The organism is Micromonospora sp. NPDC001898, from assembly GCF_042891255.1.
In the GTDB taxonomy this organism is placed as follows: Bacteria; Actinomycetota; Actinomycetes; order Mycobacteriales; family Micromonosporaceae; genus Micromonospora.
In genome coordinates, this window is the sequence record NZ_JBIATC010000003.1 from 243,760 (window position 1) to 257,764 (window position 14,005).

General features: G+C 72.9%; 11 protein-coding genes and 1 tRNA gene. 4 read left to right on the forward strand and 8 right to left on the reverse strand.

Annotated elements, in window-relative coordinates; all coding sequences use genetic code 11:
* Positions 1–263 precede the first annotated feature (263 nt).
* Positions 264–791: a TetR/AcrR family transcriptional regulator gene (locus tag ACFYZF_RS08990; RefSeq protein ID WP_387017446.1), complete on the forward strand. Its 528-nt coding sequence runs from the start codon at positions 264–266 to the stop codon at positions 789–791.
* 48 nt (positions 792–839) lie between these two features.
* On the forward strand, positions 840–2,327 hold the full coding sequence (locus ACFYZF_RS08995; RefSeq protein WP_387017448.1) for an MFS transporter: 1,488 nt from the start codon (positions 840–842) through the stop codon (positions 2,325–2,327).
* 134 nt (positions 2,328–2,461) lie between these two features.
* Here ACFYZF_RS08995 and ACFYZF_RS09000 read toward each other — a convergent pair whose 3' ends face one another.
* The 3 genes from ACFYZF_RS09000 to ACFYZF_RS09010 form a co-directional block, all read right to left on the reverse strand.
* Positions 2,462–3,661 (reverse strand): RtcB family protein, encoded by a 1,200-nt coding sequence (locus ACFYZF_RS09000; RefSeq protein WP_387017450.1) that lies wholly within the window; start codon positions 3,659–3,661, stop codon positions 2,462–2,464.
* A gap of 33 nt (positions 3,662–3,694) precedes the next feature.
* Positions 3,695–3,768: transfer RNA gene (locus tag ACFYZF_RS09005), tRNA-Gly, on the reverse strand.
* Between the two features lie 381 nt (positions 3,769–4,149).
* Positions 4,150–5,145, reverse strand: a complete 996-nt coding sequence (locus ACFYZF_RS09010; protein ID WP_387017452.1) for a hypothetical protein — start codon at positions 5,143–5,145, stop codon at positions 4,150–4,152.
* 229 nt (positions 5,146–5,374) lie between these two features.
* Between ACFYZF_RS09010 and ACFYZF_RS09015 the strand changes: the two genes are divergently transcribed.
* Entirely contained in the window at positions 5,375–8,305 is a 2,931-nt protein-coding gene (locus tag ACFYZF_RS09015; RefSeq protein WP_387017454.1) for a S8 family serine peptidase, read from the forward strand.
* A gap of 107 nt (positions 8,306–8,412) precedes the next feature.
* On the opposite strand, the gene ACFYZF_RS09020 is transcribed toward ACFYZF_RS09015, so the two are convergent.
* Entirely contained in the window at positions 8,413–8,811 is a 399-nt protein-coding gene (locus ACFYZF_RS09020) for a hypothetical protein (RefSeq protein ID WP_387017455.1), read from the reverse strand.
* 176 nt (positions 8,812–8,987) lie between these two features.
* On the opposite strand from ACFYZF_RS09020, the gene ACFYZF_RS09025 reads away from it, so the two are divergent.
* A complete protein-coding gene (locus ACFYZF_RS09025; RefSeq protein ID WP_387017457.1) occupies positions 8,988–9,773 on the forward strand; it encodes an alpha/beta hydrolase in 786 nt (261 codons plus the stop codon).
* A gap of 72 nt (positions 9,774–9,845) precedes the next feature.
* Here the strand turns inward: ACFYZF_RS09025 and ACFYZF_RS09030 are convergent, their stop codons facing one another.
* From ACFYZF_RS09030 to ACFYZF_RS09045, 4 genes are all read right to left on the reverse strand, one after another.
* Entirely contained in the window at positions 9,846–10,352 is a 507-nt protein-coding gene (locus tag ACFYZF_RS09030; protein WP_387017458.1) for a DinB family protein, read from the reverse strand.
* A gap of 134 nt (positions 10,353–10,486) precedes the next feature.
* Positions 10,487–11,230: a M15 family metallopeptidase gene (locus ACFYZF_RS09035; RefSeq protein WP_387018377.1), complete on the reverse strand. Its 744-nt coding sequence runs from the start codon at positions 11,228–11,230 to the stop codon at positions 10,487–10,489.
* Between the two features lie 332 nt (positions 11,231–11,562).
* Positions 11,563–12,381 carry a peptidylprolyl isomerase gene (locus ACFYZF_RS09040; RefSeq protein WP_387017460.1) on the reverse strand — a complete coding sequence of 273 codons (819 nt, stop codon included), beginning with the start codon at positions 12,379–12,381 and terminating at the stop codon, positions 11,563–11,565.
* 308 nt (positions 12,382–12,689) lie between these two features.
* Positions 12,690–13,934, reverse strand: a complete 1,245-nt coding sequence (locus ACFYZF_RS09045) for a D-alanyl-D-alanine carboxypeptidase family protein (protein ID WP_387017461.1) — start codon at positions 13,932–13,934, stop codon at positions 12,690–12,692.
* Positions 13,935–14,005 lie beyond the last annotated feature (71 nt).

Consider the following 14,005-nt stretch of genomic DNA (forward strand, 5'->3'; position numbering starts at 1 on the left):
ACCGTCATGGCGGCAAAGATCGCATCCCGGCCTGCGAACGCCGAGTCTTGACTACGATCGGGTACGACATCGTTTCGTAGGAGGGACCAGTGACGAGGGATCAGCGGAGCACGACGACTCCGGCCGTCCCGCCGGCACGGACCAGACGGGCACCGGCACCGACCAGCCCGGCACCGGCCGTTCCTGCGACACCGGCCGTTCCTACGGCGCGGGCCGCCCCGGCGGCTGCGCGGACGCGACGCTTCCCGGAGCTGCTCGCCACCGTGCTCCACCTGCTGCGCGAGGTGGGATACGACCGGCTGACCATCGACACCGTGGCCGCCCGGGCCCGGGTCAGCAAGGCCACCATCTACCGGCACTGGCCGGGCAAGGCCGAACTGGTCGCCGCGGCCCTGCACGAGCGCCACGTCGACCGGCGCATCCCCGCCGACACCGGCTCGCTGCGCGGCGACCTGCTGGAGCTGCTGCGCGCCACCGCGGCCATCTGCACCGCGGACAGCGACCTCATCCAGGCGCTGACCCTGGCCATGCGCACCGCCCCGGAGCTGGAAAAGACCATCCGACAGCAGGTGATGCCGGCCGGCCGCGTCCTCAGCGTCGCCGTCGTCGTCCGCGCCGCCGCCCGCGGCGAGATCCCGCCCGAGGCCGGCGAGCGCGATCTCTTCCACGACCTCGCACCCGCCATGGTGATGTCCCGGATCCTCGCCCACGGGCTCCCCGCCGACGACACGTTCCTCACCCAGCTCGTCGACCAGGTGCTGATTCCCGTTCTGCGGTACCGCGCCGACTGACGCGGGGGCCCGCCCGCGCACCGACGCCCCTTCACGGAGGGCTCCACCATGCCCGGATCCACGTCCAGCGCGCCCGCCTCGCCCGGGGCGACGGCCACCTCCGCGCACCCGCGGCGCTGGATCGCGCTGGCGATCATCGCGTTCGCCCAGCTGATGGTGGTCCTCGACGCGACCATCGTGAACATCGCCCTGCCCAACGCCCAGGTCGACCTCAACATCTCCGACGCCGACCGGCAGTGGGTCGTCACCGCCTACACCCTCGCCTTCGGCGGCCTGCTGCTGCTCGGCGGCCGGATCGCCGACTACTGGGGCCGCAAGCGGACCTTCCTCGTCGGCATGGCCGGCTTCGCCCTCGCCTCGGCCCTCGGCGGCCTGGCCGGGAGCGGCGGGTTGCTCTTCGCCGCCCGCGCCCTCCAGGGCGCCTTCGGCGCGCTGCTCGCCCCCGCCGCGCTGGCCCTGCTCACCGTGCTGTTCACCGAGACGAAGGAGCGGGCGAAGGCGTTCGCGGTCTACGGGGCCATCTCCGGCGGCGGCGCCGCCGTGGGCCTCCTCCTCGGCGGCGTGCTCACCGAGTACGCCAACTGGCGCTGGTGCCTGCTGGTCAACATCCCGGTCGCGATCGTCGCCATCGTCGCCGCCATCCCGCTGGTGCCCGAGAGCCGCGCCCACGGCGACACCCGGTACGACGTACCCGGCGCCGTCGTGGTCACCGCCGGCCTGGTCTGTCTCGTCTACGGGTTCACCAAGGCCGCCGAGGACGGCTGGGACGCCACCGCCACCCTGGCCTTCATCGCCGCCGGCGTGATCCTGCTCGCCGTGTTCGTGGTGATCGAGCTGCGCTCCAGCCACCCGCTGCTGCCGATGCGTATCCTGCTCGACCGCAACCGGGGTGGCGCGTACATCGCCTCCACGCTCATCGGCGCCGGCCTGTTCGGGGCGTTCCTGTTCCTCGCCTTCTACTTCCAGGTGGTGCTCCAGTACACCCCGCTGGAGGCGGGCCTCGCCTCCCTGCCGGTCACCGCCGGCGTGCTGGTCGCCGCCGCCGCGGCCAGTGTCCTGCTCCCCCGCATCGGCGCGAAGCCGCTGATGCTGGCCGGCGCGGTCCTGGCCGCCGCCGCCATGCTGTGGCTCACCCAGATCGACGTGGACACCTCGTTCGTGGGCCACCTGCTGCCCGCCCAGGTCGTCCTCGGCATGGGCCTCGGGTTCACCTTCGTGCCGGTGTCCAGCCTCGCCCTGGTCGGGGTGCCCAACCACGACGCGGGCGCGGCCAGCGCCACGCTCAACGCCACCCAGCAGATCGGCGGGTCGCTCGGCACCGCCCTGCTGAACACCATGTACACCAGCGCGGTCGCCGGATACCTGTCCACTCGGGTCCCCGGCCCCGCGACCCAGGTCAACGCGCTGGTGCACGGCTACACGGTCGCGTTCGCCTGGGGTGCCGGGCTGATCCTGCTCTCCGGCCTGGCCACCCTGCTGCTGATCAGGGTCCGCCGGAAGGACATCCCGGCCGGGGGCACCGTACACATGGGCTGAGACCGCCCGGGTCCACGGCCGGGCCCGGCGCCGCGCGCCTCGCGCGCCGCCGGGGCCGGCCTTCCCTCTCCCGGTACGCGACGCGCGGCGACACCGCCCCCCGCTGAGCCTTCGATCAGGCTGACCCGCGCGGCTCAGCCCTTCACGCAGACCACCTGCTTGAGGTGGGCGACCACCTCGACCAGGTCCTCCTGCTGGGCCATCACCTCCGTGATGTCCTTGTACGCGGCGGGGATCTCGTCGACCACCCCCGCGTCCTTGCGGCACTCCACCCCGGCGGTCTGCCGCGCCAGGTCGTCCGTGCTGAACGTCCGCTTCGCCTGCCCGCGCGACATCCGCCGCCCGGCCCCGTGCGAGGCGGAGCAGTACGCGTCCGGGTTCCCCTTCCCGCGCACGACGTACGACCCGGTGCCCATCGAGCCGGGGATGACGCCGAGGTCCCCGACGCCGGCCCGGATCGCGCCCTTGCGGGTGACCAGCACGTCCACCCCGCCGTACGTCTCCTCGGCGACGTAGTTGTGGTGGCACGAGATGGGCTCGTCGAAGCCGACCTGCGGGTACCGGTCACGGACCACGTTGCAGAGCAGGGCCAGCATCACCGCGCGGTTGCGGCGGGCGTACTCCTGCGCCCACCACAGGTCCCGCCGGTACGCCGTCATCTCCGGCGTGCCGGCGAGGAACACCGCCAGGTCCCGGTCGGGCAGCTCGGCGTTGTGCGGCAGCCGCCGCGCGATGCCGATGTGCCGCTCCGCCAGCTCCTTACCGATGTTGCGCGACCCGGAGTGCAGCATCAGCCAGACCCGGCCGGCGTCCGGGCCGCCCTGCTCCAGGCAGACCTCGATGAAGTGGTTGCCACCGCCGAGGGTGCCCATCTGCTGCTGGGCCCGGGTCTCGAGCTGGGCCACCCGCTTGTCGAGGGTGCCGAAGCGCCCCCAGAAGTCGGCCCAGCCGCGCTGCTCCAGCCCGCGTACCCGGCGCGGGTCGACCGCGTTCTCGCGCTTGGCGAAGCCGACCGGGATGGTCGCCTCGATCTCGGAGCGCAGCCCGGCGAGGTCGTCGGGCAGGTCGGCGGCGGTGAGCGAGGTCCGCACCGCCGACATGCCGCAGCCGATGTCCACGCCGACGGCGGCCGGGGAGACCGCCTGCCGCATCGCGATCACCGAGCCGACGGTGGCGCCCTTGCCGAAGTGGACGTCGGGCATCACGGCGACGCCCTCGACCCAGGGCAGCGCGCCGATGTTGCGCAGCTGCCGGGCGGCCTGCTCCTCGATGGCGTACGGGTCGGTCCAGACCCGGACGGGCGCGCGGGTGCCCGGAAGCGGGGTGAATGCCATCGTTCTCTCCTCGTTCGTTCTCGTCCTTGGCGGAGCGGCTGGCCGGATTCGAACCGGCGGTCTTCACCGTGGCGGGGTGACGCGCTGCCGGGCTGCGCCACAGCCGCGAGGCCGGCCCGCCGGTGGCGGGACGGGCGTTGGCGATATCGGTCCGACGGGCGGGGACGGGGACGAAAAAGCCGCCCGGTCCCGGACTCGGGATGGGCGGCTACGCGTGTCGCGCTGGCGCTATCCGCGCCACCACCCGGATTGTCGGCGCTGACACCGGCCGAGGGTCTGCCCGCCGGTGAGCAGCGGGGCACCGCCGCGCGGCGTGGGCCGCGAGGTTGTGGTGCGCTTGCGCTGCGACACGGCATGCTCCCTGGATCAGCTCGGGTTGGCCTTGCCCGATGACCGTAGGCGAGGGCCACGACGACCGCAATGGATATCCGGCTGCCCTCGGCGCCCACCGGCACGCCCGCCCGACGCCCGGCGGGTTGGTCGGGCGATCAGAGCCAGCCGCGTGCGGACGCCTCGACGCCGGCCTGGAACCGGGTGGTGGCACCCAGCCGGTCGATGACGGACGCGATCCGGCGGGTGGCGGTGCGGGCGCTGACCCCGAGCTGGCGGGCGATGCCCTCGTCCTTGAGGCCGGCCTTGAGCATCTGGAGCAGCAGCAGATCCTCGTCGCTCGGCTTGTCGTCGGCCGGCGGGTGGGCGCCGGCGAGCGGCGTGGCCCGACCCCAGTACGCCTTGAACAGTTCGATCAGCGCGTCGAGCAGCCCCGAGGGGTGGATCAGCGCGATGTTGTCGTAGGCCCCGCCGGTGAGCGAGACCACCGCCACCCTCAGGTCCATGATCCGTAGCTTGAACGGCAGGCTGGGGAGGATCCGGGCCTGCTCACCCGCCTCGGCGAGCCTGACCAGCAGCTCGAAGCGACCCGGCCGCCCCATGGACTCCGGGCAGTAGACCGTGCGGATGTCCACCCCTCTGGCGATCAGGTCCTGGGTCTCCGCGATCTCCGCCTCGTTGGTGTCCGGGGTGCCGTCCACGTGCTTCATGTAGGGCGGCCGGTCGAGCACCCACAGGTGGGTTCGCACGGACCGGGTGAGCTCGTCCACCCGACGGTTGACCGTCTCCCGGCCCGACAGCACCTCCACCCAACGCCCGGGATCGCGGAGCCGGGCTTTCTGAAACAGTTGGGCGAAGTCCGCGACGGCAGCCTGTACGCCGTCCAGCGCCGCTTCCGCCTCCAGCCGGTGCCGGGCGACGAGTGCCGTCAGAGCCGCCTGCGGCCCCATGGCCTCGTATCTTCCGGGCGCTGTCCGTCTCAGCAGGCCGAGCCTGCCCAGCCGGGCGACGGCGCCGCGTACCCGGGCGGTGGTTACGCCCAGGGCGTCGGCGCTCTCCGACAGTGGTTGGTCGGGCTGGATCAGCAGTAGCCGGTAGATCTGCTCGTCGAACTCGCTGATGCCCAGTGCGCCCAGCACCGGATCGTTGCGCACATCCCACCTGCCCGTGACCAGGTCACCGACGCGTGACGCGATTCGCCACGTGACCGAAGACGTCATGAAGATATCTCGACTTATTTCGGCCTGAGACGTTCACTACTCACCATCCCACCTGGCGATCTTGCCGGCGTGGACAGGCTCTCTTCGTCTCCAAGCCCCCCAAAGAGGAGCAATGGCCCGTAGGATCCGACAAACCTCCCGCTATGGCGCGGCGGTAGCTGCTGTGGCCCTGGCGATCACGATCAGCCCGGTCCCGGCGTCCGCCCAGCCGGAGCCACCGGCGCTGCCGAGTGTCCTGCCCTCGAGTGCCGGGGGCAGCGAAACCTACATCGTGACCCTGGCCGACAAGCCGCTGGCGACCTACGAGGGCGGGGTCGCCGGCATCGCCGGCACCAAGCCCGGCAAGGGCAAGAAGGTGGACGTGGGCACCGCCAACGCCCAGCGCTACCGCAGCCACCTCACGGACAAGCACACCAAGGTGGCGCGCAGCGTGGGCGCCAAGGCGCTCAGGAGCAACTCCGTCGCCTCGAACAGCTTCGTCGCGGAGCTGACCCGGGCGCAGGCAGTTAAGCTGCTGGTCACCGGCGGCGTGCTCTCCGTGGTGCCCGACAGGCTGCTCAAGACCACCGACGACCGCAACTCCGTCGACTTCCTCGGTCTCTCCGGTCGCCGGGGCGTGTGGTCCAAGCTCGGCGGCACGGCCAACGCCGGCAAGGGCGTCGTCGTCGGTGTGATCGACACCGGGGTCTGGCCGGAGAGCGCGTCGTTCACCGCGCCGGCGCTCGACGCCACCGCGCCCACGGCGGCCGATCCGTACCGGCCGTACCGCCAGGGCACGGCCACCGTCATGCACAAGTCCGACGGCGGCACGTTCACCGGCACCTGCCAGACCGGCGAGCAGTTCGCCGTGACCCTCTGCAACGAGAAGGTCATCAGCGCCCGGTACTTCGGTGATGGCTGGCTGAGGCGCGTTCCCGCGGAGAAGCGGAAGGACTACGTCTCTCCCCGGGACGCGCAGGGACACGGCACCCACACCGCGAGCACGGCGGCCGGCAACACCGCTGTCCCCGTCACCGAGCAGGGTGTCAACTTCGGGGAGATCTCCGGAGTCGCGCCGGGCGCGGCGATCGCGGTCTACAAGGCACTCTGGCAGGGCATCGACGACGACACGACCGGCGGGCAGACGTCGGACATCGTCGCCGCCATCGACCAGGCGGTGGCCGACGGCGTCGATGTGATCAACTACTCGGTGGGCAGCGGAACCGAATCGTGGCCCGACGACCCGACCCAACTCGCCTTCCTCAACGCGGCGGCGGCGGGCATCTTCGTCTCCGCGTCCGCCGGCAACTCCGGTCCGGACGCGTCGACGATGGACAACACCGTGCCGTGGGCGATGACGGTCGGCGCCAGCACGGTCGCTCCCTACCCGGCCAGCGTGGAGCTGGGCAACGGGGCCCGCTTCAACGGCACCAGCACGACCGTCGCGGCGGCGTTCGGACCCAAGCCCCTGATCGCCTCCAGGGCGGCGAAGGCCGCCTCCGCCGACGACACCGCGGCGGACAACTGCATGACCGGCAGCCTCGACCCGGCGAAGGTCACCGGCAAGGTCGTCGTCTGCCTCCGTGGCGTCATCGCACGGCCGATCAAGTCCGCCGAGGTCAACCGGGCCGGCGGCGTCGGGATGGTGCTGGCCAACCCGAGTGACCAGGACCTCAGCGGAGACCTGCACAGCGTGCCGACCGTGCACATCAACTCGCCCGACACGCAGGCCGTGCTGGACTACGCGGCGACCGCGGGGGCGCAGGTGACCCTGCTGCCGACCGGCCCGACCATGCCGTACCCACAGGTGGCAGCGTTCTCCTCGCGTGGTCCCTCGGAGCGCCACCCGGACCTGCTGAAGCCGGACATCGCGGCTCCCGGCGTCGCGATCCTCGCGGCCGTGGCCCCGCCGGGTGCCGAGGGGAAGAACTTCGACTTCTACTCCGGCACCTCGATGGCCGCGCCGCACATCGCCGGCCTGGCCGCGCTCTACCTCGCCAAGTACCCGGACTGGTCGCCGGCACGGGTCAAGTCCGCGATGATGACCACCACCTTCCCCACCAAGACCGCCACCGGGAAGCGGAGCAGCGACGTCTTCGCCCAGGGCGCGGGCCACGTCGACCCGGCCAAGATGCTCAACCCCGGTCTGGTCTACGACACGTCGGAGCAGGACTGGCTGGCCTACTTGGAAGGGCTGGGCGTCCGGACCGGTTCCGGGGTCAAGCCGATCCAGGGCAGCGACCTGAACTACCCGTCCATCGGCGTCGGCAAGCTCTTCGGCACCCGGACGGTCACCCGTAAGATCACCGCCGTCACCCCCGGCGTGTACCACGCCGCGGTCGACCTGCCCGGGTTGAAGGTCAAGGTGAGCCCGTCCACCCTGCGCTTCAAGAAGGCGGGGGAGACCAAGCAGTTCACCGTCACCATCGAGCTCAAGACGGCTCCCGCCGGCGTGCCGACCATCGGTTCGCTGACCTGGCACGGTGGCGGCACCGCCGTTCGCAGCCCGATCGTGGTGACCCCGCAGAGCGTGCTCGCGCCGACCGAGGTCCGGGGCGCCGGCGCCGCAGGCTCGGTGTCCTTCGAGGTGACCCCGGCGCTCAAGAAGCTCCCGATCACCACCTACGGGATGGTGGCGGGGCCGCCGACGCCCGGCGCGGTGAACGTCACCGACGTCTGGGGCAAGGACTTCCCGGTCACGGTGGCCAAGGGCACCAAGGCCGTCGAGTTCACCGCACGCGCGGACAACCCTCAGGCGGAGATCGCCATGATCGTCTTCCGGGTGGTGAACGGCGGTGTGGTCTTCCTTGACTGGACCGTGTCAGCCAATGACCTGCGCCTCACCTTTGCCAGGCCGGAACCGGGCCTGTACCAGATGACGATCATCACCCTGGCGGACCTGCCGGGAACCACCGAAACGCCCTTCAAGGTGCAGGCGAACCTGGTCACCGGCCAGGGTGGCGTCGGCAAGCTGACGGTGTCCCCCAAGAACCCCAAGGTCACCCCGGGCACCCCGCTGACGGTCACCGCGAAGTGGTCGGCAGTGCCCGCCGGGCGGCACACGGGCTACATCGAGTACCCGAACGGGGCCGGCACCATCATCAGCGTCAACTGACCTGATGCCGTACGGAAGGCGGGGCCGGACAGCATCGTCCGGCCCCGCCTTCGCAGTCCGAGGCCCGCGGCGGCGGCCGAACGCGCGCCGGGGCGGGCGGGTGCCGGTCAGGCGAGCGCGATGCCCTCGCCGACCGGCTCGGTCACGTGGTCGAGGAAGGGGAAGCGGGCGCGCAGCTCGGCGAACCCCGCTCCGCCGCGCCAGGCGTCGGCGATCCGCACGACCTGGTCCAGGTCGGTGGTGTCGCCGTCGGCCCGGGACCCGTCCGAGCCCGAGATGTCGACCATGAAGTAGCGGGCCTGGGATCCCAGCCCCACGCAGATCGTCCCCCGCTCGGAGATCAGCTCGGCGCACGTGAACCGGCTCCGACCCTGCTCGGGGGCGCTGATCCGGCCCACGTCCACCTGACACCGGGTGGCGGTCAGGGCCAGCGCGGACGCGAGCCCGCCCAGCTCGACCAGGTCGGGGTAGAGGCGCACACCCAGGGCCGTCGACACGTCGCTCATCACTGACTCCCACTTCTCTGTGACAGGTCCAGCAGCGCGGACGTTACAGCCTGGTAAACCTTTGATCTAGCCTCTCGGACGCCCCGGGCAAAAATCATTCCTGCCTGGCCGGTCCCGCCCCGGGACGCCGCCGCACCGGCCGGGACGTCGGCCGAGGACGCGTAGCATCCACGCCCATGGCGCTGATCCGCTGCGACTTCCACTCCGAGGTGCTGGGCATGGGCACCTCGATGACCGTGCTCCTGCCGGACCCGGCCGGCTCCGGGATCGGCCTGGCCGGCAGCCCGCCGGACGGCGACCCGCCCGTGCTGTACCTGCTGCACGGCCTCAGCGACGACGACACCGTCTGGACCCGGCGCACCTCCATCGAGCGGTACGTCGCGCCACTCGGGCTGGCCGTGGTGATGCCGCAGGCCGGACGCAGCTTCTACACCGACGAGGAGCACGGCAAGCGGTACTGGACCTTCCTCAGTGCCGAACTGCCCGAGCTGTGCCGGTCGTTCTTCCGGCTCTCCGACCGGCGCGAGGACACCTTCGTCGCCGGCCTGTCCATGGGCGGGTACGGCGCGGTCAAGTGGGCGCTGCGCGACCCGGGCCGGTTCGCGGCGGCGGCCAGCCTCTCCGGGGCGCTGGACTTCGCCCGGCGGCGCGACCACCCGACCAGCCCCGTGGACCCGGCCGTGTGGCACCCCGTCTTCGGCGACCGGCATGCCCCGGGCAGCGACGACGACACGATGGCGCTGCTGGAGCGCGCCGGGGAGGACCTGCCGGCGCTCTACGTCGCCTGCGGCACGGAGGACTTCCTGTTCGACGACAACACCCGGTTCGTCGAGACGGCGCGGCGGCGTGACGTGCCGCTGACCGTGGACTTCTCCCCCGGCGCCCACGACTGGGCATACTGGGACGCGAAGATCCGTGACGTGCTGGCCTGGCTGCCGCTGCGCCCGCCCAACGGGGCGTGAGGACCGGCCCCCGGAGGGGCCGAGGCCGCCCAGGATCTCCGGGCAGCCCTCCGGATCGGGCTCAGCGGCGGTTCAGACGCCGACCAAGCCGTCGACGGCCTCGCGCAGGAGGTCCGCGTGGCCGTTGTGCCGGGCGTACTCGTGCATCATGTGCAGCATCACCAGGCGCAGCGACACGTCCTCGCCCCAGCGGGGGTTGTGGGCGACCACGTCCAGCGAACCGGCCTCCCGCTCGATGCGCCGGGCGTGTTCGACCTCCCGCCGCCACGCCTCGAACGCCTCGGACGCGCCGGCGGTGCGGGCGTCGTACGCCTCCTGGTAGTCGCCGGTCTCCGACCAGACCAGCGGCACGTCCTCGCCGCCGATCACCCGGCGGAACCAGGTGCGCTCCACCTCGGCCATGTGCCGGACCAGGCCGAGCAGGCTCAGCGTGGACGGCGGGGACGACTGCCGGCGCAGCTCCTCGTCGGTGAGACCCTCGCACTTCATGGCGAGGGTGGCGCGGTGGAAGTCCAGAAACGCGCGCAGCATCTCGCGCTCGTCGGCGATCAGGGGCGGGCCGATCCGCTCGGTGGTCATGTCCGGGTCCTCTCCGGTCGCCGACGGCCCGAACCCACGCTCGACGGGCCGGAGGCCGCCGAGGGGCGATGCTCTCGCCGGGCGAGCCTAGCGCCGGTGCCGCCGGTCGGCGCGGTCGGACGGCACCCGCCGGGTCAGCCGGACGGGCGGGCCACGGGAAAGTCGAAGTACGTCTCGGGGTACGGCTCGTCGTCGTACCGGTAGTGCCACCACTCACGCGGATAGTTGGTGAACCCGCCGTCGGCCATCAGCCGCTTCAGCAGTTCCCGGTTGTCCCGGGCGGCTCCGGTGACCCGACCGTCGGCGGTGTGGGCACGCGGGTCGAAGCAGTCGAAGCCGGTGCCCATGTCGACGCTGTTGTCCGGGAAGCGGTCGCCCTTCGGCGCGGTGCAGGCGACCAGGGGCTCGCCGGGGACGTAGGGGCGTTGGCCGGCCGGCGGGTCGTCGACCAGGGTCAGGTCGACGGTGCTGCCCCGGCTGTGCGCGGTGGGCGCACCGAGGTAGCCCTCGTCGAACAGTCGCGATTTGGCCACCCCGGGGTAGAACTCGGCCTTCGCCTGCTCCTCCTCGGGGCGCTTCGCCCAGGCCACGAAGTCGTCCACGGCGGGCTGCGGGCGGTAGCAGTCGTACACCTTGAGGCTGTGGCCCGTCGCCCGGGCGGCCTGCTGCACCCGGCGCAGCGCCTCGGCGGCGGGCCGGGTGAGCAGGCACAGGGGCTCCCGGTACCCGGCGATCGGCCGGCCGACGAAGTTGTGCGCGGTGGCGTACCGGATGTCGGACCCGATGCTCGGATCCACATCGGACAGCACCACGAACTCCCCCGGCACCCCCACCTCGCCCCCGCCCGACGCGGACGCCCCGACCCCGGACGCCCCGATCCCGGACGGCCCCGACACGGAACACCCCGCCAACAACACCACTCCCCCGACGACGACCCGTACCAGCCCTCCGACCACCCACCGCCGACCCCCCACCCGCCATGCGGCGCGGATCAAGAGGCTTACGTCAGGTCTGATCTCTGATTCCGACGTAAACCTCTTGATCGATCCGCGAGGGAGGCCTGGGCGGGAGGAGGCAGGTCGGCCCCCGGGGGCGGGGAGGGGTGTACGGGCCGGCCGGCGTTGCTGTCCCATGCACACCGTTCTAGCAGTATCCGGCCTGTTTCATGGTGAACCGGCGGGATCCCGCTCCCGGGTGGGGCGATCGATACTCACCGCCCACGGGCCGCCCGGCGGATCTCCACCGGCAGCGCCGGCGCGCCGTCGACCGGGGCCGGGTCCTCGGCCGTGGGGGCGATACCGCCGGCGGCGATCCGGTCCAGGGTGGCCAGGCCGGCCGCGTCCACCTCACCGAAGATGGTGTAGTTGGGGCGCAGCGCCGAGTTGGCGTACACCAGGAAGAACTGGCTGCCGTTGGTGTCCGGGCCGGCGTTGGCCATGGCGAGCACACCCCGGGCGTACACCTTGCGCACACCGGTCGGGTCCGTCGGCGCGGGCGGCAGGTCGGTGGGCAGTTCGTCGGCGTACCGGTAGCCGGGCCCGCCCGAGCCGGTGCCCGACGGGTCGCCGCACTGGAGCACGCTGAGCGTCGGGTACGCGGTCAGCCGGTGGCACGGGGTGCGGTCGTAGAACCGGTGCCGGACCAGGTGCAGGAAGCTCTGCACCGTGCAGGGCGCCTGCTCGCGGTCCAGGGTCAGCCCGATCGGGCCCTGGTTCGTCCGCAGCGTGACCCGCACGGTGCCGTGACCCGGCGTCCGCCGGGGATCGGGCGGCAGCGGGACGGGCCGGGCGGCCGGCTCGTCCGGCGTCTCGGTGTACGCGCACGGCCCCGGGGTCGTCCTCGGCGGCGCGGCGGCGGCCGGGACCGCACCTCCCCGGGCGGCGGCCGGGGCTGCCACGGCGGCGACGCCGCTGCCGCCGACCAGTGCGGTGGCGAGCAGCGCGACACCGGTGAGGCGGGACAGCGTACGCGTCCTGCGGGGGTGGGCCGGCAACGGCGGGGCCGACTGCCGACGGGATGACCTCGACACGGGGCGTCCTCCTGGGCTGGTGGATCCAGAAAGATCGCAGTCTATGGATTCGGCGGTCCTCCTGTCGACGGCGACACGCGGAGCAGGGCACCCTGGAGTGCCCCGTTCATGCGGGCAGCTCCATAGGGAGCGGAGCACGGGTCACGGTTGGGCCACGCGGCAGCAGGTCGACGAGTTCGCCCGACGCGGGTTGACTCCTCCGGCCCAGGCCGGGCGGTGACCGCGCCGCGCCCGGCTGCCTGCTCCGGGGGCGTCAGCCGGCGGGGGCTCAGGCCCGACGGCGGGCGCTCAGGCCCGACGGCGGAGGCTCAGGCCCGACGGCGCCGGCGACGCAGAAGCGCCGTGGTGAGCAGCGCGGCCACGACGACGGCAGCGGCGGCGGCCCCCACGACCACCGGCCACGACGCGGCCCGGCCGGGGCGGGCGACCCGGTCGGCGGCCACCGCCCGGGGCACGGGTGAGACCGCCGCTCCGGGCGACGCGGACGCCGACGGCGTGCCGTTGGCGACCGTCTCCCCCGGGGAGACGAGACGGCCCACCGAGGCGTCCCGGGGCAGCGAGAAGCCCCAGTCCAGCAGCGTGGCGCCCTGTTCCCAGCCGCGCATCGGGCTGGGCTCGGCCCCGAGCAGGGTGACCACCAGCCGGCGTCCGCCGCGCTGCGCCGCGCCGACGTAGGTGTGCCGGGCGTAGTCGGTGAAGCCGGTCTTCCCGCCCAGCGCCCCCGGATAGCGGTAGATGAGCTGGTTCTCGTTCTGGATCTGGAAGCCCTTCTTCCGCAGCGCCGGCTGGGCGGGGATCCGGGTGCTCTCAGTCAGCGCGTACCGGCGGAAGGTGGGGTCGGCGAAGCAGGCCCGGGCGATCAGCGCCAGGTCGTACGCGCTGGTGAACTGGCCTGGCCCGTCCAGCCCGGAGGGAGTGACGGCATGGGTCTGCAGGGCACCGAGGCGCGCCGCCTCGGCGTTCATCGCCCGGACCCCGCCGGCCGCCCCGGCCGGACCGCCGACGAGCCGGGCCAGCACGTTTGCCGCCTCGTTACCGGACTGGAGCAGCAGCCCGAGGAAGACCGTCTCGACGGTGTAGCGACCGCCCTCCAGCAGTCCGACGGCGGAGCTGCCGGGGGCGATGTCGAGGTCGGCGTGGGTGACCGTCACCACCTGCTTCGGGTCCAGCTTCGGCAGCGCGGTGGCGGTCAGCAGCAGCTTCTGCACGCTGGCCGGGGTGGCGTACTCATGCGGGCCGCAGCCGCCGAGCACCGCTCCGGTGTCCAGGTCGGCGACCAGCCAGGAGGTGGCGGTGACCGCCGGCGGCGGGGTGGCCCCGGCCGGTGCGACGAGGCCCGGTGCGGCCAGCGCCGCGCCGCCCACCGCCTGCTGCTCCGGCACCGACGGCGGCGGTGTCGGCTTCGGGGAGCGCGGCACCTTCGGCGCCACCGCCTTCGGGCAGGGCACCGCCGTGTTGGCCCGGCCAGCCGGCGCGGCGGCGGCCGGGACGGCCGGGACGGCACCGGCGAGGAGGACGGCGGCAGCGGCGGCGGCCAGCACCGGGGCTCTCATGCCCAGCACCCTAACCGGCAGGGTCCGGCACCGACGGGCGGGCCACGCGCACGCCGGACCGCGCCCACGGC

Excerpts from the sequence above, each read along its gene's own strand:
- ACFYZF_RS08995 (WP_387017448.1), top strand. The coding sequence starts at position 840 with ATGCCCGGATCCACGTCCAGCGCGCCCGCCTCGCCCGGGGCGACGGCC.
- ACFYZF_RS09000 (WP_387017450.1), bottom strand. The coding sequence starts at position 3,661 with ATGGCATTCACCCCGCTTCCGGGCACCCGCGCGCCCGTCCGGGTCTGG.
- ACFYZF_RS09020 (WP_387017455.1), bottom strand. The coding sequence starts at position 8,811 with ATGAGCGACGTGTCGACGGCCCTGGGTGTGCGCCTCTACCCCGACCTG.
- ACFYZF_RS09025 (WP_387017457.1), top strand. The coding sequence starts at position 8,988 with ATGGCGCTGATCCGCTGCGACTTCCACTCCGAGGTGCTGGGCATGGGC.
- ACFYZF_RS09030 (WP_387017458.1), bottom strand. The coding sequence starts at position 10,352 with ATGACCACCGAGCGGATCGGCCCGCCCCTGATCGCCGACGAGCGCGAG.
- ACFYZF_RS09045 (WP_387017461.1), bottom strand. The coding sequence starts at position 13,934 with ATGAGAGCCCCGGTGCTGGCCGCCGCCGCTGCCGCCGTCCTCCTCGCC.